The sequence below is a fragment of the Neobacillus sp. S1227 genome (assembly GCF_055385255.1).
This window is the reverse complement of the sequence record NZ_AP038276.1, coordinates 5,184,111-5,207,770: the sequence shown is the minus strand read 5'-3', so window position 1 is coordinate 5,207,770 and position 23,660 is coordinate 5,184,111. Positions and strand designations below refer to the sequence as shown.

Sequence of the window (23,660 nt, the reverse complement as noted above, 5' to 3'; positions counted from 1 at the left end):
GGTGCCTGGGCTCCCCTGCATTAACACTTTAAAGCAGCGGACCCAGGCACCTGTTTTATTTCCCTTTAATGAAAGATTGAAAATATTATGTTGACAAAGGTTCTGACAGAACTGGTTAAATAGTGCCAGTTGGCCGTGAATTTTTCGATATCGAAAGCCACAATCGCAATCAGAAGTGCGGCAAACGCCAGGATGTAATTCGTCTGCGATACCTTTGCAATATTTTTGTCGAGCGTCCTGCCACCCATCGTGTCGATAATATGGTGCCATAATTTGACAAGCTGTCCTTCGCCGATCTCAGTTATTTTCTTCTGCTTATTTAGTTCCTTTTTTTCATAGAGGCAGTATTGATAGATGGAATTGATCATCGCTTTGAGAAAATCATCGCTGACCCCGGCCCTTGTATAGATAATCGTCGAAGGGATACTGATGCGAATGTTATACTTCTTGCCAATCGGTGATAGTTTACTAGGTTCGGTGATATCAAAGGCCATTGTGGTCGTATCATTCGAAAAGACAGGGTCTTCTTTTTTCATGAAAAAGTTTAACCCCTCATGGATAATAAAAAGCGGGTAAATGTCGAAGTCCATAAACTTTAGAGCCCGGTTCGGCTGAATGATGGCATTTTGAATAATTTCCTTTGAATAGGATTTCAGATTTTGCCTTAAATTGCGCAGTTCAGGGTGAAGATTTTCCCCTTCAAGAATAAAACGGAAAATGACGCGATGATGGTAATATCCCATTTCAGCTGCCGTGATGGTACAAGCCGTTGTATGAAGGCTTTCCGTTATTTCCTTTTGATTCAATGGATAGTTGACCCATTTACTGGGCTGGTTGACTCTTTTAATGCCTAACTGATTTTCAATATTGGTATTGATTATGTTTAATTGTTCATTGCTAAAAACGATATTTTCGTCTTCTTCCCCTTGAAATGTAAACAGTCCAAGTATGTATACTTCCGCTTTCACTTGAAACTTCCCCTTTTCCCTTTACAATTTTTCTATTTAATAAATTCATTTACGATTTTTGATTGAAATGCCTCATGGATGCTTTCAAATGATACGGAGTTTGGATATTCAATCAGCTGGCCGATAATGACCACCTTGCCGGATTCGCGGAACATGGGCAGGTCATTTGTGGAGTCGCCGAAGGCCAAGATGTTTTCCTTCTCTATTTGTAATTCTTTAGATAGCTTTTTTAAAGCAGCCCCTTTGTCCACCCCAACGGGAACAATGTCGATTGCGTCCACATGCACATACATCACTACCTCTTTTTCAATCGGCGTCAGCATTTCCCTTAAATATTCCGCAAGGTGTGGGACTTCCTGTTGGTTTTTTGGAAAAATAGTTAAGGCGATGCGGTTAGGCTGAATCCAAATCTTATCCTTAAAATCTACCACGGCTTTCTTTTCGATTTCATCTAATACCGGAAGTCTTTTGACGATATAGGATTCCTCTAATGTTGCCGCATTAAAAATAACGCCGCCGTTTTCGCCGATTATTTGGGCCTTTTTCAATCCCATCCCCCGTGCCAAGCCTGCCAAGTAATAGGCCGGTTTCCCGGAACAAATTCCAATTATAAGCCCGCTTTGTTCATAGCGCCTTAATTGTTCTGCCACTTCCTCAGGGATTGCCGTTCCATGCCCAGACAAAGTCCCATCCACATCAAAAACCATTAACTTCATTTCGTCACATTCCTTTATACCGGCTGGTCATTTTCGCGGTTCTTTCGCAATAGCTAAATTTACCTATAATACACATATTATCCTTTAAATAAGTGCTGTGTAAAGAGTGGTGGTCTTGGGATTACCTTTTAGCAAAAGTTCACTGAGTTGAAGCTCTAGTGAGCATGCCATGATGAAATTTCCTTTCACTGAATGATTCCCAAAACATATGATGGTTTATAGCAGGGGAGAATTAGGGGGAAGAGAAGGTGCCTTCAGTTATTAATTTAGGGGTGTTAAATGTTAATTCCCCTCAACAAAATGCTTCGGTCAATGTCGGTGAGTCATTTGTGACAGGGATGGATGCCCACAGGAAATTTAATCAGGCTTTCGGTAGTACGTTTGGGTTCTTTAATAATATATTCGGGAATGTCGTTTTTAACTTTGACAACTTAGATTTCATTGATGGTCTAATGTTTGACCAAGATTTCAAAGGGAATTTTGGCGGGAATGTGTAAAACTGGAAAGACCCTTAATCATTTAAGGGTCTTTTGTGTTGTCTGCTCAGGTTCAGGTCCCGTTTTCGCCTGGTCTTCATAATTGGTCAATCCAGCACTCGAGTGAGCAAAGTTATTTCGGTTGCCGTGAATATTGCCTAGCCCCTGGTTATGTTTTTTGTTGCTTTTAAAATCATCAATGAAGTTATTTCCGATACTAAAAACCGATGCCGCTTCGATATGGCCAATATTGATCGTGCCGATGTGAAAGGTTGGGGATAAAATGGGGGACGCCACGAATTATTCATCCTTCCTTGCTCTAGTTTTCATCCAATGGCCTTGGCTGAGTGTATTTTCATTCCCGGACAAGGATCCCACGACCTCGTTTTTGCAGGTTTCGCTGTGGAACTGTTGATGGGTATTCTTTTCCCCAAAAAACACTCCTGATGTGTTCCCGATATAGGTAATGCTGATCTTCCCTAATGAAAGCTTCATCCGAATTCAACCCATTCCTTTTTCGTTATCATATTCAGGGGATGGGCGAATGTCACAAATTTTTCTCCTTTCCTAGGCAAATATCACGTTCTCCCTGCTGTTAACATATTTTGTAAGATAACTTCGGTAAAAAAAGAAACGTGGTGAGAAGTTAAGATGGGCTGTTCATTTGAATTTACGTTTAATGGGAATATTCAAGTCCAAACGATGGAGCGGCAGGCCGGCATCTTTATTGGGGAACGGAATAATGCGATTGGCTGGAGTGCCCACGGGAAAACCAATAATGTGATTGGCGATATTAGCGGAGAATCTAATTATGTATATCAAAATTTACTGATATTAAATGACCCGGATGTTATTGATACGCCGATTGATGACCGAGACATTAATGTTTCTTTTGCGAATCCAGGAAATGAAAACACCTCGACCATTAATTTAGATAGTATAAATGTTGCCTCAATGGAGCGAAATAACGTGGTGACGGTCGGTGAAGGTCATATCACTGGAATGGATGCCAATGATAAATTAAATCATGCCTATGGCAGTACTTATGGAAATGCGAATCATTCCATTGCCAATGTCGCCATCAATACAGACAACGATGTGATCGACTCTATTATTGATGACCAAGATGTTAAGATTGCCAATATTACCCGGGTTTAGTGGATTAGAGGTTTAACCGCCGCTGCGGAAGCGGAAGCCTTTGGAGGTTTTGGTTATGTTTTCATTTAGAGGAGGGGTTTCTTCTGACATGGCTTCCTGCTTCAGTTCCTGCTTGTCAATCTTTTGAATAATCGAGGCAGCGAGATCATCAGAGCCGCTTATATTTGTGCCAATCAGCAGTTTCCCGCTTAACTCATCTATTTCGATGTTCTCTAACTGGAAGGTGATGTTTTCAAGATAATCGATATGGACTTTATCGATGTGGATGCTCTTTCCGTTCGGTTCCTGCTGCTGCTTCTCAAGGAGCTCAATCATACGGTCCAGCTTATCTAAAAGAAGGGAGTTTATGTTGTCATCGTTTTTCTTTTGTTTCTTTTTTTTTGAAAAAAACTTGAACATAAACTCCCCCCATTTTTCACGAATTTATACGGTTCGCCCAAGAATACCTTCACTTCTAACTATATGAGTTGGTTGGAGCAGTTATTCAGGAGCCTGCCCCAAGCTGCTCTTGCTCTGGGAAAGGATTGGGGAGATTTCATGGGGATTTTATTCTTGCTGCTGTCCAAAGCGGTGAGCCCTACAGCCATTTCGGGTTAATATTTTGTTAGTTTTGTCCGAAGAAACGGTCCCTACGGACAATTTGCGTTAATTTGCCTTCGATATTGTCCGTGGTGCCAAGTCCTACGGACATTTCGGGTTAATATTTTGTTAGTTTTGTCCGAAGAAACGGTCCCTACGGACAATTTGCGTTAATTTGCCTTCTGATATTGTCCGTAGAGCCAGGTCCTACGGACATTTCGGGTTAATATTTTGTTAGTTTTGTCCGAAGAAGCGGTCCCTACGGACAATTTGCGGTAATTTTCCTTCGATATTGTCCGTAGAGCCAGGTCCTACGGAATTCCGAGTTAATAGTTTGTAGGTTTTGACCGAATTGGCCTTCCTCCTCCAAAAGGCCTATTCAAGTCCCCTGCCCTTCTCCCTTTGAATACTCTTGTGATAAAATAAACCTGAATTTTCCTTTTAAGTGGGTGATGGTATTGGCTTTGTTAAGGCTGTCGAGAATAGAAAGAAAAACGAAGGTGGAGGGACCTGGCTTAAGGTACTGCATTTGGGTCCAAGGATGCCCAATCCGCTGCGAAGGGTGTTTTAACCCGCATACGTGGGACTCTAACGGCGGGCGCTTGGTGGAAATTGAGGAAATCTACGAAGATATCAAACGTACCATTGAAGCATCACCTGAACTTGAAGGCGTCACTTTTTTAGGCGGTGAGCCATTTAGTCAAGCCCAGGCGCTCACCATCCTGGCGCAAAAAATAAAAGCTTTGAAGCTATCGATTGTGACATTTACTGGCTATGAATATAAAACTATCCAAAAATCGTCCAATCCAAGCTGGCACAGCCTGCTCAAGGAAACAGACCTATTGATTGACGGCCCTTATATCCAAAGCCAGCATGACCTCAGCCGTCCTTGGATCGGTTCGAAAAATCAGCAGTACCGCTTTTTGACGGATGTATATAAGCATCTCGAAGCAAAACTGCGTGAGATTCCTAACAAACTAGAAATACGGCTCCATCCGGACGGTACGATATCCGCCAACGGAATGGCCGAGCCTATTGATTTACATATGTTGCTAGAACTAGATTACGAAAGAAGGAGTTAAATAACATGAGTCTTGAAATTGTGCTGGTTCCGTTGGCAATTGCGGTCACGAAAGAGGTTGTCGAGGGGATCGCCAACCGTTCTCAAAAAAGCAACCAGGACTATACCGTCCTTCCTACTAGAATGAAGGACGAGTCCCTTCTTCAGCAGGCCTTAGAGGAGTGGAGCTGTTCGTTTCGCAAAGCGGAGACACTCGACTCACTAAAAACAAGCAATGAAAACGAAGTGACCTTCATGCTAAACGAAGAGGGCTGCTACTCGCTTGTCCTCCCGAAAACAGTCGATATCAAGGCGTTCGAGGATTGGATTGATAAGGTGGAAGGATCCTACACCCACTACCTGCAGCAGCGGGTCTATCAGCATTTACTAGAAAAAGCGAAGGAACAGGGAATGGTTTTAGAAAAAGAAGAACTGCTTGATGATCATTCCATCCAGCTAACTTATCTGGTGAATCGTTAAAAGGGGGAACATAGCTTGGCGAAAGTGTATACAGATAGAGGCAGGAAATGGGAGATTCTGAACAGTTGGTGGATCATCTTTACGTTTCTGCCGATCGGCATGACTAGTTATATTGCATTTTTGTATACAGGCACCAAGGTCAAAAATGCGCGCTGGCGGATTTATGGGCTAATTTATTTGGCCGTCTTCCTATTGGCGTTTATTCCGACCTACACCGAATTTGAAGCGATGATTTTTCTGGCTCTGTGGATTGTCCCGATTATCCATGCCTTTAAAATCCGTCCGGCCTATCTGGTTCAATTGGATGTGTTAAAGGCCAATGAAAAATCGTTCCTCAATCAAGAGGTGATGAAGCTTAGGCAGGAGGCGGAAGCGAAATTTGGCAAGACGATGCAAAAGCCGCCGCAGCCCAAAAGTGAGGCCCGTTCGAACCAGCAGGAGGCAAGAACTGAACCAATGACCCCGCCAATCCAGCCGCTTTTTTCCGAAGACCAGGAAATCAGGAAAATTAATATTAATCTAGCATCGGAAAAGGAAATCGCGGCCATCCCTGAGATTGGGATTATTTTAGCAAAAAAAGTTGTCGTGAAACGCGAGGAGCTTGGCGGCTTCACAACATTTGACCAGTTCGCACAAATCATGGGGTTAAAGGAGCACACGCTGGAAAAAGTGAAGCAGCGTCTGGTTTTCTCCGAAACGGCCCATACTGATACACATATTCATTCTGGAAGAGTCATTGATTACTAAGTAAGTAGGCAAGCCGGGTTGGTCCGGCTGCCTTTTTGCCATATGTACATAGGGAAATGTTTTAATAAAGGTTTCATTAGGACAAGACGCGCCCAAAAATCAGTGGAAGTGTCCTCATGAAGGTCCTATGAGGACAAGACGAGCTCCAAAATCGGTGAAAGTGTCCTCATGAAGGTCCTATGAGGACAAGACAGCCCAAAAATCAGCTGAAGTGTCTTCATGAAAGTCTTATGAGGACAAGACGAGCTCTAAAATCGGTGGAAGTGTCCTTATGAAGGTCTCATGAGGACAAGACGCGCCCAAAAATCAGTTGAAGTGTCCTCATGAAGGTCCTATGAGGACAAGACGAGCAAAAAAATCAATTGAAGTGTCCTCATGAAGATCTCATGAGGACAAGACGAGCTCCAAAATCGGTGGAAGTGTCCTCATGAAGGTCCTATGAGGACAAGACGAGCCCAAAAATCAGTGGAAGTGTCCTCATGAAGGCCCCATAAGGACAAGCGAAATCAAAAAACGATAGAAATGTTCTCATAAATATCCCATAAGGACAATCTCTCCAAATAATCTAAGAAAAGAATCAAAATAGGAGGAAGAAAATGGCTATCGTCAAACAAAAAGGAACAAGAACGCTGCTGGCCAATTTATTGAAGGCAAGATTTCCTTATTTATATATCCAAACCTGGGAGGAGGACCGAGTCCTATCACTAATCCGTTCGGTTGCCCAGGACACAGAACTCATTAAAACACCGCGGGAAGTGTTTACCTGGAGCATCACAAAGGGGATTCAGGACCATAACCGGCAGTCCGTCGGCATCGGCGATAGCAAACAACCGATGAAGGTTCTCGAGTTTATTGAAAAACACGATAAACCAAGCATCATCGTACTTCAGGATTTTCATATCTATTTTGGCGGCCAGGGACGCCATGCAGACTTTCAGGTGATCCGAAAGCTGAGAGATATTTTATTAAAAATAAAACAAAGCCCAAGCCCAATCAATGTTATCTTTACGTCTCCATTTCTAGTAATCCCGGATGACTTGCAAAAGGATATCACGATTGTCGACTTCGATCTTCCGAACTTTCATGAAATCCATGCAGTACTCGATGAAATGATTCGTGTGAACCAGCAGACGGGCCGGATCCAGATTTCCTTGACGGACGAAGAAAAGGAACGGCTTGCAAAAGCTGCACTTGGGCTGACCTTGTCGGAGGCTGAGAATGCCTTTGCCCGCGCGATGGTCGAGGATGGCCGACTCGATATCAATGACGTTGAAGTCATTTTGCAGGAAAAGGAACAAATTATTAAGAAAACAGGTATTCTCGAATTCATTACAAGCGATTTAAAAATTGAGGACGTCGGCGGACTTGAAAACCTCAAACGCTGGCTTTCAAAGCGGAATAAGTCATGGCTCGATTCAGCCCGCAAATACGGCTTGCCTGCGCCAAAAGGGGTGCTAATCACGGGAGTTCCGGGTTGTGGAAAAAGCTTAATCAGTAAAGCGATCAGCTCAATGTGGCAGCTGCCTTTGCTAAGACTCGATATGGGGAAAATTTTCAGCGGCCTTGTTGGGAGCAGCGAAGAGAACATGCGCAAGGCGATTAAGACCGCCGAAGCGATATCTCCATCTATCCTCTGGATTGATGAAATCGAAAAGGGCTTTAGCGGTATTACAAGCGGCGGGGACAGCGGGACTTCATCGCGGATATTCGGCCAGTTTTTAACATGGATGCAGGAAAAAACAAGCCCTGTATTTGTGATTGCAACAGCTAACAACATTTCCGGGCTGCCGCCAGAATTAATGCGGAAAGGACGTTTTGATGAAATCTTTTTCGTCGACCTGCCAACGCTTAGGGAACGAAAGGAAATCCTTAAGGTGCATATCCAGAAGCGCATTAAGGATGAGGAAGTAAAGGGCGATTTCCAGTTAACAGAAAATGTGCTTGATAGGCTGGCTAGAAACTGTGACGGCTTTGTCGGCGCCGAGATTGAGCATCTTGTCATCGATGCCTTGTTTGAGGCCTATTCCAATGACCGGCCGATCCGCCTCGAGGATTTCGAACGGGCGATTGCCAATACGGTGCCATTGTCAGTGACCCAGGCTGAGCAAATCCGTGGAATCCGTGAGTGGGCCAATGTCCGTGCCGTCGCTGCAACCCCACAGGAAGATCTCAAGGAATATGGAAAAGACCCTGTGCTTGTCCCAGACGGTGGATTGGAAAAGGCAGATAGTCAGGGTTATGCAGATGACGTCCGTTTTAACCGCGGCGGCAGGACTATCGATTTCTAAAAAAGGGAGTGAAGAGGGCAGATGGAGGAAAAACTTCAAATCCGCATATTTCCTGATGGCCGAATTGAGGCGGAAACGTTGGGCATTAAAGGGGAAAAATGCACTGATTATATATTGATTTTGGAAAACATTTTGAACGCCCAGGCCGTCCAGGCGGAATATACGAGGGAATTTTACGAAACCGAAGTAAACCTCGCGCAAACCCAGCGGAATATTTTAAAATAAATCATTTATTAGTCTTGCCAAAAAAATGGCGAGGCTTCTTTTTTTTATAGTCAGCTTTAGTACATTGATGCTGCAGCTATTTTTACCACTTAAATCCGGCTTCCTCTCATCAGGCAAAATCGGCCGCTATTTTTACTGTTCGCATCACTCTTCCTGTTCTTTGGGTAAAATCCCCCAACTATTTGACCTCTTCGAACTCCTATATTTTCTTTGCCTCCCTCATAAAAATGACTTCCTATAAAATGGTAATTTAGCCTCTTTTTGTAGTCCAATAGTTATGTGAGAATAAGATTATGGGTAATTACGGCGTTCACAAGCTAGTTTTGCAGCTTTAGAGATATTATGCTAGGAGAAGAATGATGAATGTAACGTTAATAAACAGAGAGAGGATTCACTCGATTTCCCTGCCAGAAAAGGTGCGGGGACAGTTTTGGATATATGATTCCAATGGAAAATCCTCCCGAAAACTGATTGGCATAGAAGGGGTCAATGGAGAGTGGATTTTAAAATCCAATAAGGATGTCAAGGTTCTCGATAATACCGGGAAGCCGATTCGAAATACGGTCTTGCAGCCGTTAAGTATTTATAATTTGGGTCTTTCTGACCAGGACCAAAAAACGATTATTTTTACGGAACCGAGCACGGACGACCGACAAATTTTTACAAAATACATGGTAGACCGAGATATCGAGATTTCCATCGGCCGGACCGAGCAAAACGACGTCGTGTTGGCCAATCGGTTTGTCTCGGCGTCTCATGCGAAGTTGTCCTTTCATAACGGACAGTGGCGCATCGAGGATTTACATAGTACGAACGGAACTTTTGTCGCCGGCGAAAGAGTAAAAGGCAAAGCATTAAAGATTGGCGACATTATATACATAATGGGCTATAAACTGATCATCGGCAGCTATTTTGTTGCCTTTAACAATCCGGACGGGACGTTAGCGATCCGGACCAATTCCTTAAAGCTGTTCATTCCGCAATCCGTCCAGCCCCCCGATGAAGAGGAAGAGTACGAGGTGCCGGAGACCGACTATTTCTACCGTTCACCCCGTTTTAAGCGGGATGTCGAAAAAGCGGTTATCAAAATCGATTCCCCGCCGCCGAACGCGATTGGTGAAGAAATGCCGATGATGCTTGTCATCGGCCCATCGATGACGATGGGGATGGCCTCAATGGCGACGGCGCTTTTTGCTGTCAATAACGCGATGGCGACCGGCGATATTTCAAGGGCGATTCCGTCGATCGTGATGTCCTGCAGCATGCTGCTTGGAACCATCCTCTGGCCAATTTTGACGAAAAAGTTCGATATGCGGCGAAGACGGAAAAAGGAGAAAATCCGCCAAGAAAAATACAAGGATTATCTCGACCGAATTGCAGTCGTCTTTAATGAGGAAGCGGAAAAGCAGGAGGAAATTCTACGGGAAAACCATGTCCCCATCACAGATTGCATTAACCGAATTGAAAATGTCCAGCGCAATCTGTGGGAGCGCGGCCCTGGCCAAAACGACTTTCTGAAACTCAGGGTCGGCACAGGCAGCGGTCTCTTAGCGGCAGACCTTACCTATTCAGAGAAAAAGTTCTCGATTGACGATGACAATCTGCAGGAAGAATTGTACACCTTGGTGGAGTCGCCAAAGATACTGAAAAATATTCCTATTACCCTATCGTTATATGAAGATCATATTTCCGGCGTTATTGGCAGCCGCAAACAGACGATCGAGTTTGCCAAAGGGTTGATTTTTCAACTGGCTGCCCTGTACAGCTACGATGAAGTGAAAATGATTTTCGTCTATGACCAGGACGAGGAAGCACAATTCGGCTTTACCAAATGGCTCCCGCATGTGTGGAGCAACGATAATAAATTTCGCTTCATTGCGACCAACAACAATGAGGTGAAGGAAGTTTCCGCCTATATTGAAAAAGAAATTGAAATTCGCGCGAACATGAATGAAAGCGAGATGGAGGATGTTAAGCCGTATTATATCGTGTTTGCCTTAAGCAAAGAGCTGGCCATGAAAGCCGAGATGCTAAAGCAGGTGTATTCAAAGAAAGAGAACCTGCATATCAGTGTTGTCACTTTTTATGATGAGCTGAAAAACCTGCCAAAAGAGTGCTCGATGGTGGTGGAGCTGGAGGAAAACAGCGGGAAGCTATTCGACAAAAACGATATTACCGGGAAGACGACCTCATTCACACCGGACATCTTCCTAAACGGTGCCGACCCTAACCAGTTAAGCGTGAGGCTAGCCAATGTGCCGCTCGATACGCTGGCGAATTCCTTTAACCTGCCGCAAATGGTCACGTTCTTGGAATTATATGGGGTTGGCAAGGTCGAGCACCTAAACGCTCTTACCCGTTGGAAGGACAACGACCCGACGAAGTCACTGGAAGCGCCGGTCGGCGTCGATACCCTCGGCGAATTGTTCAAGCTCGACCTGCATGAAAAATTCCACGGGCCGCATGGCTTGGTGGCTGGTATGACAGGTTCGGGTAAAAGTGAATTTATTATTTCCTATATCCTATCGCTGGCGGTGAACTACCATCCACATGAGGTGGCCTTCATCCTAATCGACTATAAAGGCGGCGGCATGGCGAAATCGTTTGAAAAATTGCCGCACACAGCCGGAATCATCACCAACCTGGACGGCGCGGCGATTAAGCGTTCGCTCGTGTCCATCGAAAGCGAATTAAAACGGCGCCAGGCTATTTTTGCCGAAGCAAGCAAGCTGGTGGGTGAAAGTAATATCGATATCTATAAATATCAAAAACTATATCGCGAAGGAGTCGTCCGCGAGCCGCTCCAGCATTTGTTCATTATCTCCGACGAGTTCGCTGAACTGAAAACGCAGCAGCCGGAGTTCATGACCCAGCTTGTCAGTGCCGCACGGATTGGCCGGAGCCTGGGTGTGCACTTGATTTTGGCAACACAGAAGCCGAGCGGGGTCGTCGATGACCAAATTTGGAGCAACAGTAAATTCCGGGTCAGCCTGAAGGTGCAGGAGCGGGCCGACAGTATGGATATGCTGAAGCGTCCGGATGCTGCTGAACTGACCGATACAGGCCGCTTTTACCTGCAGGTCGGCTATAATGAATTGTTTGAAATGGGGCAGTCGGCATGGGCAGGGGCGCCATATTATCCGTCTGATAAGGTCGTAGTCGAAAAAGATAACAGTGTTGTCGTCATTGACCGCAACGGCCGTCCGATTAAGCAGGCGAAGATTGATAAAAAGAAGGGCTTATTCGCAAATCCGAAAAAGCAGCTTGATGTGATTACTGATTATTTAAGTAATATTGCGGCAGAGGAGCATATTAAGATTCGTCCACTCTGGCTTGAGCCGATTCCGGCGTTGATCCTCTTGGATGATATTCGGAAAAAATACAATGCGGACCGTGGTTTTTGGCTAACGTCAGAAAATAAGCCAGATGTTTTTCAGGAGGCCGTCAGCGAAATTGCAGCGGCAGCGGAAACCGTGCAAGAGAACATGCTTAAAACAACAAAGACTGACCGCCGACAAGAGGATTCCCTAAAACGTTTGGCTTCCTTTAGGCTTAACCCAGTCATCGGCGAATACGACGACCCGGTTCACCAGCAGCAATGCCTGCTCCGCCTGCCGCTGACAGACGAAGGCAATACGATTATTTACGGGTCAGCCGGCACCGGCAAAACGACCTTCTTGAACACGATGATTTATTCGCTCATTCATGAGCATACTCCGGAGGAGGTCAATCTTTATCTATTAGATTTTGCTTCGGAGACACTGAGGGCTTTTTCAAAAGCACCGCATATCGGTGACGTCATTCTTTCGTATGAAAGCGAAAAAGTCAGCAACCTGTTTAAAATGCTGCAAGGTGAAGTGGAAAAAAGGAAGAAGCTGTTCGCTGATTACGGCGGCGACCACCGTTCTTATATGGAGGCGACCGGTCAGAAGATTCCGGCGATTGTTGTCACCATTCATAACTTCTCGGCATTCACCGAGATTTATGATGAAAAAGAAGAGGCTGTATCCTACTTGTCTCGTGAAGGCACGAAGTATGGCATCTATTTTGTCCTCACTGCGCTGGGGACAGGGGCTGTTCGCTTCCGCCTGCTGCAGAACTTTAAACAGCTATTAACCTTGCAATTAAATGATGAAGCCGATTATGCGACGGTTGTCGGCAAGACGGACGGTTTGTTCCCGTCGAAATTCAGAGGGCGCGGCCTTGTGAAGCGGGATGCGCTTTACGAATTCCAAGTCGCCCAGATTGTCAGCGATCCGGTGCCATATCCGTTCATTCAAGCGGAATGCCTGAAGCTGCAGGAGGCTTGGAAGGGTGCGGCAGCGAAGAAGATTCCAATTCTGCCGGAAAGGGTGGATCACGAATTCCTGGCAGAGTACACCGGACCAAAAGGAAGCCTCAGCGTTCCGATTGGGGTGGAAAAGAACTCGCTCGATGTTCACTATTATCCGTTCGGCAAGTCCTATATTCATATGATTCTTTCAGCCGGAACTGAGCACCAGTCGTTTGCCTATGACTTATCTCTATTCATGGCGCAAAAAGGCGGCTTGGATGTAACCGTGCTGGACGCCGAGCAAAGTTTCATGGAGAAACAGACGGATGGCATCACTTATTATTCTACTGTTAAAGAATTTGAAGAGGCGATAGGTAGCCTGTTTGATACCGTCGTCTATCGAAATAATACATTCAAAGAGGCTCTCGAGCAGGGCCGGGAAATCGAACGCTTTGAGCAAAAGGTGATGATCATCAATTCGATTTCTACGTTGAAAAATTCTCTTTCACAGCTTGGTGCTGAGAAGCTTGGGTTAATCCTGGAAAAAGGCGAAGCAAAGTATAACTTGACGGTTATTTTTGCTGAACAGTCCAAGAATCTTTCCGGGCTTACTTTTGATAAATGGTACAAACAACATATTCACAGTGGAAATGGGATTTGGATTGGCAGCGGCATAACCGAGCAATTCCAGCTGAAGCCAGCCAAAATCACTTCCGAAATGCGTGAAGAGATGCCGGCAGAGTTTGCTTACTCCCTTCAAAACGGGAAGGCCGTCAAGGTTAAGCTATTAAACTCGCAAAAGGAGGACGATGACAGCGATGAATAAAGTACTCGTGGAAATTATCCTTCCTGCAGCAGGCAAAAGCTTTGATGTGTACATTCCATTGGAAAGCCAAATGAGTGAAGTCCTCACATTGGTATCATCCCTGATCAGCGACTTGTCCGATGGCAAATACAAAGCCATGGGCAGCGAGGTTTTATGCGACGCTGAAACAGGAATTATTTTCAATATTAACATGCCGGTTGCCGAGCTGGGCATCAAGAACGGTTCGAAACTCATGTTGATATAAATTTTTACAAAAAGAGAAAGGAGCAACAAAAATGGGGAAAAGAATTAGAGTCACACCTCAAGAGCTTGAAACAGCTTCGAAAAAGTTAGCCGAACTATCTGAAACCTATACAGGAATTTATACTCAGTTAATGCAGGCGGCCAATACCATGGGCGAGGCTTGGGAGGGCGAGGATAACCTTGCTTTCGTTGACCAGATCAACGGCTTAAACGAAGATTTGAAACAGATGGCTGATAAGCTTCAAACCGCAAGCCGCGCTCTTGATACCCAGCGTGCCAACTACGCTGCTACTCAAGAAAATAACATGGTTCAAGTTAGGAAACTAACAAACTAGGAAGGAGTGAAGGAACGATGGCAGGTTCGATTAAAGTAAGTACAGCCCAGGTGGCTGATATAGCAAATACGATTGAAAGACTAAACCAACAGCTGTTGGAAGAATTGAAGAATAGCCAGAGCACGATCAAAAATCTTACCAATACATGGGAAGGGGAAGCAGCTCAAGCAACTGTTTCCGCTTATGACGAGTTTTCTGCGAAGTACTTTCAAACCTATTACGAGATTCTTGATAACTATGTAAAGTTTTTACGTGTCAATGTTGACCAAGGCTATTTTGAAACAGAAACAGCCAACGTTAACTTGGCTGATGCTTTTAAATAAGAAAGTTTTTGAAAAAATGAACACGCAGAAGGTGATGGGTTTCCCATCGCCTTTAGCCTTAATTTTGAAAATAAGTCCATGTGGATATTAATAGATACAAAAACATCAGATAAAGTTTGGAGAAGTGACCATGAAAAGGATCCTTTACAGCTTTCTTTTAATCATTTTAGCAGTAGGAGTGAGCGGGTGTATGAAGCAGGAGTCAACGGATAAAGAAGCCAAAACCAGTGAACAGGCAATGCTTAAGTATTTAAAAGATACGTATGGACAGGAATTTACGAAGGTTGAGTATATTCCAGCGAAACGCGGATTTAATGACAGTCTTAATAAGAATATTCTTGTTGCCAAATCGGAGGACGGTGTATTGGTCAATGTTCAAGAAACATTGGAGAGCAAAGGCGAGTTTTATGATAATTACCCCAATGCTTATGCTGGTAAACTGTTCGATGCAAAAATAGATTACCCGTCGATCAAAAATATACGGGCAGCCAAAACCTATGCCAATCTGAATAACGAAGATCTCACAATCGAAGATATGCAACAGAAAGAATTTACGTTTGCCAAGGGTGATGTTTACAGCTTGGACAGCATCATTTCCATTTCAGGTGAAGCGGACGATGAAGTGTTAAAGGATCTGTATCAAGTCTACCAAACTTTGCAGACATTTGACTCAGAAAATATTAGTTTCATTGTTGCATTTTCCGGAGACGAAGATAAAGCGAAAAAATACGTGGAAAATTTCTATCTCTACGGAGTCCAAGATTGGGAGGAATTTGACAAATCTGTAAAAGAGACGCTGACAGTGTTAGATAAAGGATTATCGTTTGAAGAGTTCAAGAGTCAGCTAAAGACAGTAGGAGGTTGAAAGCATGGCTGAACAAGTCTCTTTAGATCAGTTAAAAGATCGTCAAATCGCTGTGCTAAATAAGATTGCTTATACAGATATGCCAACAAAAAACTGGCATGCGGGAGATTCTCTTTATAAAAGGGTTCAAGCGGCCGACCCCAAGCTGGCAAAAGAGCTTAAAGCGGCGGGACTGGATCATTTGGTGATCAAGGACTATACGAACCGAAATGATAAATCCGGCTTTTGCGCGATTGCCTATGTAGACCCGACAACCGGTGCCACCGGCATGTCCTTCAGGGGAACGGAAGGCATGGATGATTTGCTCCACAACCCGAAAGATATGGCAGACAACACGATGACTGCCTCTATCGGTGTGTCCCCGCAGTCGCTCGAGGCCATTGCTTTTTTTGAAAAAAATGAGGATAAGAGCGGGAACAACTATTTATTCGGCCATTCCAAGGGCGGCGAGCTCGCTGCTGAAGTGTATGTGACAAATTATAACAATGTCAAAGAAGCCCATACCATCAACCCGCAGCCAATCAATCCCTACAAATTAAGCCCGGATCAGCTGGCAGCACTGCAGCGGGATAAGTATGACGCGATTGTGGTCAATGGGGACATTGTCGCCTGGCTTGGGACCACCCTGTATCCAGTGAGATATGTGAAAAACAATGGTTCACAGGAAGGTTTTTTCGGCCCGCATGCCGTTGATGCCATGCTGATTGACAAAGACGGCAATGCTGTTATTGAGAGAAATCCTTTTTCAGGTTATTTCGGCCAGGGAATTGCAGCATTGCTTGCCACAAAAATATTAGGCGGCGTCCAGCGCCATCTGATGCTGTACTCCTTTACGATCAACTTGATGGTGAGGGTCGGGAACTTTCTAGTCAATGACCTGCCCGATTTGGTCCATAAGTTCGTCGACCATGTGAAGAAGGCGATCGACCGGTTGGCTGAATTTACCCATGAAGTGAAGAATGCCCTGAAGGAATTTGTGGGCGAAGTGGTCAAAGGTGTTTCTTCCTGGTTTAACAAGCACTTCAACTCCGGCTTTAAATACGCAACAGCGCATCCCTCTATCCAGGTGGACACGTATAAGCTGCGCAACTATGCCCAGCGCTTGGAAAGTATCAATAAAAGATTAGGACAGATTGACCGGAGAATGGACTCCCTCTATACCAAAGTGGGATTTATGGATTTATGGAATCTGATCCAGGCCGATTTGTTCACGGGTGAAAGCTATAAATTGAGAAAATGTGCCGCCTACTTGGAGGAAACGGCTGACGACTTTGAAACGGTAGAGCGGAAAATAATGAGCAGCCTGTAAGATGACTAAAAAGATTTGGTTGGCGAACATAAATAGCTTGTAATGGGGGAAATGGTGATGGATGCACATGCACAGCAGGAGCTCTATCTGATTAAAAGAGAGCTCCAGCAGATTATAAGTGAATTGGAAAGTATTGCTTCGGGAATTGGCGGTGGCTTTGAAGGAATCGGCCAAGAAAAATGCGCCTCAAGAATCTATCAAATTGCCGATCACTACCGCTACGTTTCCGGAAAACTGAACAATATTGATACGTCGAAGGTGACGGAGTCATTTGCCAAAGCCCATGGAGGGGCAAGTTAATTTTATAGAAGAAAGGGGTTTTACCAATGGCTGATTTTATTAAAGTCGATACAGCCCGGGTGTCTGCAGCTGCGAAAAATATTGCTAACTATAATAGTAGAATCAGAGATGACTTCTCGTCTGTAGAGTCTGCGATGAGGGCATTAAACAATGCCTGGGACGGAACGGCTGCATCGAGGGCGATGAGTGCTTTCCACGAAATCAAAAACGCCTTTCATGAACCGCGTTTTGAAGTGGTCCAAAACTATGTGACCTTTTTGCATCAAACCGTTGACCCTGGCTACACGCAAACGGAAACAACAAATACTTCGCTTAGCAAACAGTTTTTATAAGGAGGAAAATGGCGTGAGCTACCATATAAAAGTGAACCACAGTCAATTTGAAGCGGCTGCGGATGCGATGGACACCTATATTTCCAGACACAATAAAAACATGTCTGCTGCCGGGAGAGAAGTCACTGTGCTTGCTGCATCCTGGCAGGGCAAGGACGCAGCGAAATTCCAGCAGCAGTGGAACCGGGTGGATGACTCGGATTCTACCTCGAAAAATATGACCAAGGCGCTCGAACAGTACGCTGATTTTTTGCGTTTTGCCGCCAAAGCGTACAAGGATGCGCAGGTGAAGGCCGTTAATAAAGCGAACCGGCTGTAAAAGTAGATTTAGATTTTGATAGCAGGAGATAGTTATGGGAAAAACAACCGTTGAACAGCAGGCAAATAAATATATGGTCGTAAATAAGCTGATCGACCCCGAGGCAATCAATGAGCGGGAGCTGAAGGCGATTGCCGCTGGGTTTGTGGGGTGTCTTCTGCCGGTAACCGCCGAGAAGACGAAAAAGGGCCTTACCTTAAGGTGCCAGGTCGACGGGATGATGACGCTGCAATCCTATTTTAGCGGGATTGTGACAAAGAAGAAGTTCCTGGGGACAATGGCAAGGGTTGCGGAGGCCGTCAAAGTATGCGAGAAGAATTTACTGAATGTCAGCAACCTGATGCTGAATTGGGAAACGATTTTTCTCGACCCAAGGACGAAAGAGGTCAAATGCATCTACTGGCCGCTCGTGAACAACCAAAATTCCAGCGTGGCACCCGACTTTTTTCAAGATTTGCCGTTTCGGGTGGTGTTTAACAAGCACGAAGACAATGGCTATGTATCGAGCTACCTGGCTTATTTCCGCAGCCACAGCCCGTTTTCTATTAATGGTTTTGAAAAATTGCTGCTTGAACTGCTGGGGAAGACAGTCGATAGCAAAGGGTATCTGCCATCCGGTTCCACGGGCAGCGTTGGCGAAGGTACCCGGGAGTCTGTGAGGACCGGGGATATGGCTGGAAAGACAGGCGGCGGCGCTCCGGCGGGATCAAAGGGGCGCCCTGCGAGCATTGCCTATAATCCGTTCGGTCAACCACACGATTTTTCAAAAAAATTAAAGGCTTGCCCAAGGTGCGGGGCGGACTGTTTGATGGATGCCCGGTTTTGTTCGGCTTGCGGGACGGAGTTGAAGGGGATAGCAGGGATGCCGGAGCAGCCGGCGGTCCCGTCGACTGCGGTGGAGAAAAGAGAACCTGCACCGGCACCTGCTCCAGCACTGCCGCCGGAGACAGTGCACTTTAGCGAGACAACGGTATTGGGTGTGGAAGATGTTGGAGGGACGACAGTGCTCGGTGCTGATGTATACGAGGAGCCGAGTTTCCCCTACTTGGTCAGGGAAAAAACGCAGGAAGAAATCAGCGTTAACAAGCCTGTCTTTCGGATTGGCAAGGAGCGGAACTATTGCGATTATTTTGTTTCCAACAATAACGCCATCAGCCGCAGTCATGCCGACATTATTACAAGGGGAGGCCGCTGTTACATCATCGACAATAATTCCACCAACAAAACGTACGTCGATGGCCGGGTGATCCCAGTCATGAAGGAAGTTGAAATCTTTTCAGGCACCAAACTGCGGCTGGCTAATGAGGATTTTACGTTTTATATATAAGAAAGGTAACTACGGACAAAACTGGTTGAAAAAACTCGGGAACTGTCCGCAGGAAAGGCGTCTACGGACAAAACTGGTTGAAAAAACTCGAGAAGTGTCCGCAGGAATGGTGTCTACGGACAAAATCGGTTGCAAAAGCAAAGGAACTGTCCGCAGGAATGGAGTCTACGGACAAAACTGGTTGAAAAAACTCGAGAAGTGTCCGCAGGAAAGGCGTCTACGGACAAAACCGGTTGCAAAAGCAAAGGAACTGTCCGCAGGAATGGGTTCTACGGACAAAACCGGTTGAAAAAGTAGAAGAACTGTCCGCAGGAAAGGGTTCTACGGACAAAACCGGTTGAAAAAGTAGAAGAACTGTCCGCAGGAAAGGATTCTACGGACAAAACCGGTTGAAAAAGTAGAAGAACTGTCCGCAGGAAAGGATTCTACGGACAAAACCGGTTGAAAAAGTAGAAGAACTGTCCGCAGGAAAGGGTTCTACGGACAAAACCGGTTGAAAAAGTAGAAGAACTGTCCGCAAGAATGGTGTCTACGGACAAAACCGGTTGAAAAAGTAGAAGAAATGTCCGCAGGAATGGGTTCTACGGACAAAACCGGTTGAAAAAGCAAAGGAAGTGTCCGCAGGAATGGCGTCTACGGACAAAATCGGTTGCAAAAGCAGAAGAAATGTCCGCAGGAATGGGTTCTAAGGACAAAACCGGTTGCAAAAGCAAAGGGAATGTCCGTAGGAAAGGTGTCTACGGACAAAACCGGTTGCAAAAGCAAAGGAAATGTCCGCAGGAATGGGTTCTACGGACAAAACCGCTGGGAAGCCAAGCGAATCTGTCCGTATGCAGAATTCATATAGGCTAAGCAGCTCGGAGCCGATGAATCATCCAAGCGATTAATTATGAAAAAGGCAACAATTTTTTAGAAAGGGCCCTTATATTGGCAGTGCCGCATTTCGGGGGGGAGGCCCCATCTGCGGTGTTGCGTTAAAGTGATGACGGGCAGCACCGATTATTTAGGCAAGGAGTTTTAGAAAATGGAAGTGTTATGCACGGCAGTTACAGATACCGGGATTAAAAAACCGACGAATCAGGACAGCCTGCTCATAAAGGTTGCTGAAACATCGGTCGGAAAGGTTGTTTTAGCTGTCATTTGCGACGGGATGGGCGGGCTTTCCAAGGGGGAAGTGGCCAGTGCCAGTGTCGTTCGTGCTTTTTCAGATTGGTTTGAAACTGAGCTCCCGGCCCAGCTTGCCCGGAAGGACTGGGACTATATCCAGTACCGCTGGGAGCGGATTATCAAAGAGCAGAACCAGCGGATTGCTGAGTACGGACGCCGCTTGAGGATTCAGCTTGGCACGACGATTACGGCGCTGCTTCTGATCGATACAGCATTCATGCTGATTGGCCATGTCGGCGACTCGCGTGTCTATCGAATCGGTGAGAGCCAGCTTGAAATCTTGACAGAGGACCAGACGGTAGTCGCAAGAGACGTCAAGCGGGGCACGATCACACCGGAGCAGGCGAAAACCGACCCGCGGCGGAATGTCCTTCTGCAATGTATCGGGGCCTCCAAGCTGGTTGAGCCAGAATTTATCCACGGCCGCGCGAACCCTGGCGAAGTCTATATGCTATGTTCTGACGGGTTCCGCCACATGCTGAGCGACCAGGAGATTTTTCAAGCATTTGCCCCGCAGTCGTTAAAAAACGAGGAAATCATGGAACAACACGCATTCCACTTAGTGGAACTTAATAAGCAAAGACAGGAAACAGACAATATCACTGTGCTGCTTGTAAAAATTCAGTAGGGATGGGGATTTCACGTGGCAGCAATTGGCTCCGTTATCGACGGAAAATATGAAATACTGAAGCTGATCGGCCAAGGCGGGATGTCCAAGGTATACCTGGCGATGGATAAACGCCTGAACAAGCAGTGGGCCGTGAAGGAAATTGAAAAAAGAGGCAGAGACAAGAACAACGAAGTCATCATCCAGAGCGCCATCGCCGAAGCGAACATGATCAAGCGGCTCGACCACCCGGCCCTGCCGCGGATTGTTGACATAATCGACAATGGCAAGGTTATTTTCGTTATCATGGATTACATCGAAGGCGAACCGCTAAACAAGATTTTGGAGGAGTACGGTGCCCAGCCTCAGGACCTGGTGATTGAATGGGCGAAGCAGCTTTGTGAGGTACTTGTTTATTTACATACCTGCAACCCGCCGATTATTTATCGGGATATGAAGCCGGCAAACGTGATGTTGAAGCCGGATGGCAATCTGAAGCTGATTGACTTCGGGATTGCGCGCGAATACAAGGAGCAAAACCTTGCTGATACCATCAGCCTGGGAACGAAGGGCTATGCGGCCCCTGAGCAGTTCGGCGGGAAGGGTCAGACTGACCCGCGTACTGACGTATACTGCCTTGGCGTGACACTCTATCATCTAGTCACCGGACACAATCCGACCGAGCCGCCGTATGAGCTTTATCCAATAAGGCATTGGAACCCTTCGTTGTCAGGCGGATTGGAGCGGATTATTGAAAAATGCACCCAGCTTAACCCAGATCACCGCTATCAATCGTGTGCTGAGCTGATGTATGCACTGAACCATTATGAAGAGGCCGATGATTTATATCGAGAGAGGCAAAAGAAGAAGCTGCGGGGCTTTTATGCCATTGCGGGTGCTGCGGTGCTGAGCCTCGGGATTGGCATTGTTGGTCAAGTAATGAATATCCAAACGAACAACGCCGATTACAATAAAACGGTTCAGATGGGGGAAAAAGCCTCGACCGATCAGGCAAAAGTTAGTTATTTTTTGAAAGCAATCGATATTAAACCTGTTGAAACCAAGGCCTATCTAGGATTGTTGAATGCCTTTAAGGGGGATGCAGCCTTTACGGTCGAGGAGGAAGAACAGTTTAAGAAAAAAATTAACGCCCACCTCATCGAGTTTCGCGATAATCCGGACTATCCTGACCTTGCTTTTGAAGTTGGAAAAATGTATTGGTACTACTACGATTATGGGAAAAGCGAAACGAGCGATAACCAGATTACCAGAATGAAAAGCTCCATCCAATGGTTTGAGGATGCCGTCCAGTACGGTTCGAAAAAAAGTGATTATTATGAGATGGCCGTCATTTACCGCGATATTGGCCGGTTTAACCAGAATATCACGCTCCACATTGAAGAGGCATCGGACAAAGGGAAATACAAGCCATATTGGGAAAACATTAAGGGTTTGCTAGAGATTCTTGATCAAAACCCTGATGAGAGTGAGATTGTGAAATTAGAACTCTATAAATTAACGATGTATTCGGTTGAGACCTATGCCCGGAAGTTTAAATTGGATGGTGTGAAGGAAAGTGACCTGCGTTCGGTGACTGAGGCCGTTAAGCGGAGTACCAGGGATGTTGAGGTTACCGCCGAGAAGACGGAAACGATTAAAAAGGAAGTTATTCAGCGTTTTGCCCTCACTGAAAAAGCCGTGGATAACGCCTTTCGGAAGGAATAGGGGGGAAGCACAATGAATGCAGCAGCATGGCATATCGTTTCGATCGTGGGCTATTCCCTCGCCGCCGTATTGGTAATTGTGACTGTGTTTTTATTTTTTAAAATGAACATTTTGGCCATCATCGGTGATTTGTCGGGTCGGACTGCTGCCAGGCAGATTGAGGAAATTCGTGAGCGAAACAAAATGACAGGCAGCAAGCGACACCAGCCGGATGCGTTTAATCTCGAACGCGGTTCTTTGACGGAGCCGGTCGGGGTTCGCAGGCTTTGGACGGGACGGACCGGGAATACAGGCCGGACCGGAAAGACTGGAAATACGGTTATGAACGGGAATACGGCTGGGCCTGCGAATCTGTCCGCCGGTACGGCAAGGCCGGGGGATACGGTTGGAAGAACAGGGAACATGGGGAACATGCCAGGCACCGTTAGTACCGGATTGACAGGTAGTACTGGGGACGCTAGAGGGAATACGGTAAGTACTGGTAACGAGTTTAATACTGTAAACACGGGATTTACAGGTTCAAGGATGCCAGTTTTCGAGTCCGGCCCTTCTGATGCGACTGAAGTGTTGGCCAATGATGCGACGGAGGTCCTTTTTCAAGCAGAAGAACATCGATCTGAAGGGACAGCGGTCCTTTCGAATGAAACCGCGGTTCTTATCGACAGCGGTACGGCGGTACTGTACGAAGGTCCGGAGGCATTTGAGTCTGGTACTGAGGTGCTGGATCTAGAAACCGAGATATTATATTCGGGGACCGAAGTCTTAGATGCGGGCACGGAGGTTTTAATAGAAACAAACGAAACAACCGTATTAAACTCTGCTGTCGAATTGGAATATGAAGACGATACCCCAATGTCAGGGATAGAATTTAAGATTATTCGAGATATCAAGATAACCCATACGGATGAAGTGATTTAGAAGAGGGTCCGATCTTACGACAGTTTTTGAGGGGAAATCAGACAAAAGCGGTTCTAATCTGTTATGCCGCCCGATACCGTGCAAAATTTCCTAA

General features: G+C 45.8%; 26 protein-coding genes. 21 read left to right on the top strand and 5 right to left on the bottom strand.

The window, feature by feature from the left end; translation table 11 throughout:
- Nucleotides 1-65 precede the first annotated feature (65 nt).
- A complete protein-coding gene (locus tag ACZ5AE_RS26070) occupies nt 66-968 on the bottom strand; it encodes a hypothetical protein (protein ID WP_464567458.1) in 903 nt (300 codons plus the stop codon).
- Between the two features lie 32 nt (nt 969-1,000).
- Nucleotides 1,001-1,684, bottom strand: a complete 684-nt coding sequence (locus ACZ5AE_RS26065; RefSeq protein WP_464567456.1) for an HAD family hydrolase — start codon at nt 1,682-1,684, stop codon at nt 1,001-1,003.
- Nucleotides 1,685-1,932: 248 nt separating this feature from the next.
- Here ACZ5AE_RS26065 and ACZ5AE_RS26060 point away from each other — a divergent pair, with 248 nt between their 5' ends.
- The gene (locus ACZ5AE_RS26060; RefSeq protein WP_464567454.1) at nt 1,933-2,181 is read left to right on the top strand and encodes a hypothetical protein; all 249 of its coding nucleotides are present in this window, start codon (nt 1,933-1,935) and stop codon (nt 2,179-2,181) included.
- A gap of 18 nt (nt 2,182-2,199) precedes the next feature.
- Here ACZ5AE_RS26060 and ACZ5AE_RS26055 read toward each other — a convergent pair whose 3' ends face one another.
- Together ACZ5AE_RS26055 and ACZ5AE_RS26050 are read right to left on the bottom strand one after the other, a co-directional pair.
- Nucleotides 2,200-2,457, bottom strand: a complete 258-nt coding sequence (locus ACZ5AE_RS26055; protein ID WP_464567452.1) for a hypothetical protein — start codon at nt 2,455-2,457, stop codon at nt 2,200-2,202.
- Between the two features lie 3 nt (nt 2,458-2,460).
- Nucleotides 2,461-2,655: a hypothetical protein gene (locus ACZ5AE_RS26050; protein ID WP_464567450.1), complete on the bottom strand. Its 195-nt coding sequence runs from the start codon at nt 2,653-2,655 to the stop codon at nt 2,461-2,463.
- Between the two features lie 156 nt (nt 2,656-2,811).
- Here ACZ5AE_RS26050 and ACZ5AE_RS26045 point away from each other — a divergent pair, with 156 nt between their 5' ends.
- Entirely contained in the window at nt 2,812-3,318 is a 507-nt protein-coding gene (locus ACZ5AE_RS26045; protein WP_464567448.1) for a hypothetical protein, read from the top strand.
- Between the two features lie 12 nt (nt 3,319-3,330).
- Here the strand turns inward: ACZ5AE_RS26045 and ACZ5AE_RS26040 are convergent, their stop codons facing one another.
- Nucleotides 3,331-3,717, bottom strand: coding sequence for a hypothetical protein (locus ACZ5AE_RS26040; protein ID WP_464567446.1), 387 nt, complete (start codon nt 3,715-3,717; stop codon nt 3,331-3,333).
- Nucleotides 3,718-4,349: 632 nt separating this feature from the next.
- Here ACZ5AE_RS26040 and ACZ5AE_RS26035 point away from each other — a divergent pair.
- The 19 genes from ACZ5AE_RS26035 (at nt 4,350) to ACZ5AE_RS25945 (ending at nt 23,566) form a co-directional block, all read left to right on the top strand.
- Nucleotides 4,350-4,979, top strand: coding sequence for a 4Fe-4S single cluster domain-containing protein (locus ACZ5AE_RS26035; RefSeq protein ID WP_464573739.1), 630 nt, complete (start codon nt 4,350-4,352; stop codon nt 4,977-4,979).
- A 5-nt stretch (nt 4,980-4,984) separates the two neighbouring features.
- Entirely contained in the window at nt 4,985-5,437 is a 453-nt protein-coding gene (locus ACZ5AE_RS26030; RefSeq protein WP_464567444.1) for a hypothetical protein, read from the top strand.
- 24 nt (nt 5,438-5,461) lie between these two features.
- On the top strand, nt 5,462-6,184 hold the full coding sequence (locus tag ACZ5AE_RS26025; RefSeq protein WP_464573738.1) for a ComEA family DNA-binding protein: 723 nt from the start codon (nt 5,462-5,464) through the stop codon (nt 6,182-6,184).
- 596 nt (nt 6,185-6,780) lie between these two features.
- Nucleotides 6,781-8,472 carry an AAA family ATPase gene (locus tag ACZ5AE_RS26020; RefSeq protein ID WP_464567442.1) on the top strand — a complete coding sequence of 564 codons (1,692 nt, stop codon included), beginning with the start codon at nt 6,781-6,783 and terminating at the stop codon, nt 8,470-8,472.
- Nucleotides 8,473-8,493: 21 nt separating this feature from the next.
- Entirely contained in the window at nt 8,494-8,697 is a 204-nt protein-coding gene (locus ACZ5AE_RS26015; RefSeq protein ID WP_464567440.1) for a DUF2997 domain-containing protein, read from the top strand.
- Between the two features lie 356 nt (nt 8,698-9,053).
- Entirely contained in the window at nt 9,054-13,796 is a 4,743-nt protein-coding gene (gene essC / locus ACZ5AE_RS26010) for a type VII secretion protein EssC (protein WP_464567438.1), read from the top strand.
- Nucleotides 13,789-14,040, top strand: a complete 252-nt coding sequence (locus ACZ5AE_RS26005; protein WP_464567436.1) for a ubiquitin family protein — start codon at nt 13,789-13,791, stop codon at nt 14,038-14,040. The genes essC and ACZ5AE_RS26005 overlap by 8 nt, the downstream gene beginning before the upstream one ends.
- Before the next feature lie 31 nt (nt 14,041-14,071).
- On the top strand, nt 14,072-14,374 hold the full coding sequence (locus ACZ5AE_RS26000) for a WXG100 family type VII secretion target (RefSeq protein ID WP_464567434.1): 303 nt from the start codon (nt 14,072-14,074) through the stop codon (nt 14,372-14,374).
- A gap of 17 nt (nt 14,375-14,391) precedes the next feature.
- The gene (locus ACZ5AE_RS25995) at nt 14,392-14,697 is read left to right on the top strand and encodes a WXG100 family type VII secretion target (protein ID WP_213117480.1); all 306 of its coding nucleotides are present in this window, start codon (nt 14,392-14,394) and stop codon (nt 14,695-14,697) included.
- 130 nt (nt 14,698-14,827) lie between these two features.
- Nucleotides 14,828-15,562, top strand: coding sequence for a hypothetical protein (locus tag ACZ5AE_RS25990; RefSeq protein ID WP_464567432.1), 735 nt, complete (start codon nt 14,828-14,830; stop codon nt 15,560-15,562).
- 4 nt (nt 15,563-15,566) lie between these two features.
- Entirely contained in the window at nt 15,567-16,871 is a 1,305-nt protein-coding gene (locus ACZ5AE_RS25985) for a hypothetical protein (protein ID WP_464567430.1), read from the top strand.
- Between the two features lie 57 nt (nt 16,872-16,928).
- Nucleotides 16,929-17,171: a hypothetical protein gene (locus tag ACZ5AE_RS25980; RefSeq protein ID WP_464567428.1), complete on the top strand. Its 243-nt coding sequence runs from the start codon at nt 16,929-16,931 to the stop codon at nt 17,169-17,171.
- A gap of 26 nt (nt 17,172-17,197) precedes the next feature.
- Complete coding sequence (locus ACZ5AE_RS25975; RefSeq protein WP_464567426.1) at nt 17,198-17,503, top strand: WXG100 family type VII secretion target; 306 nt, start codon at nt 17,198-17,200, stop codon at nt 17,501-17,503.
- 13 nt (nt 17,504-17,516) lie between these two features.
- Nucleotides 17,517-17,822: a WXG100 family type VII secretion target gene (locus ACZ5AE_RS25970; RefSeq protein ID WP_464567424.1), complete on the top strand. Its 306-nt coding sequence runs from the start codon at nt 17,517-17,519 to the stop codon at nt 17,820-17,822.
- 34 nt (nt 17,823-17,856) lie between these two features.
- Nucleotides 17,857-19,149: an FHA domain-containing protein gene (locus ACZ5AE_RS25965; protein WP_464567422.1), complete on the top strand. Its 1,293-nt coding sequence runs from the start codon at nt 17,857-17,859 to the stop codon at nt 19,147-19,149.
- A gap of 106 nt (nt 19,150-19,255) precedes the next feature.
- Nucleotides 19,256-19,438 (top strand): hypothetical protein, encoded by a 183-nt coding sequence (locus ACZ5AE_RS25960; RefSeq protein WP_464567420.1) that lies wholly within the window; start codon nt 19,256-19,258, stop codon nt 19,436-19,438.
- Nucleotides 19,439-20,173: 735 nt separating this feature from the next.
- On the top strand, nt 20,174-20,944 hold the full coding sequence (locus ACZ5AE_RS25955; RefSeq protein WP_464567418.1) for a PP2C family protein-serine/threonine phosphatase: 771 nt from the start codon (nt 20,174-20,176) through the stop codon (nt 20,942-20,944).
- A 15-nt stretch (nt 20,945-20,959) separates the two neighbouring features.
- The gene (locus tag ACZ5AE_RS25950) at nt 20,960-22,648 is read left to right on the top strand and encodes a serine/threonine protein kinase (protein WP_464567416.1); all 1,689 of its coding nucleotides are present in this window, start codon (nt 20,960-20,962) and stop codon (nt 22,646-22,648) included.
- A 12-nt stretch (nt 22,649-22,660) separates the two neighbouring features.
- The gene (locus ACZ5AE_RS25945) at nt 22,661-23,566 is read left to right on the top strand and encodes a hypothetical protein (protein WP_464567414.1); all 906 of its coding nucleotides are present in this window, start codon (nt 22,661-22,663) and stop codon (nt 23,564-23,566) included.
- The last annotated feature ends 94 nt before the right edge of the window (nt 23,567-23,660 follow it).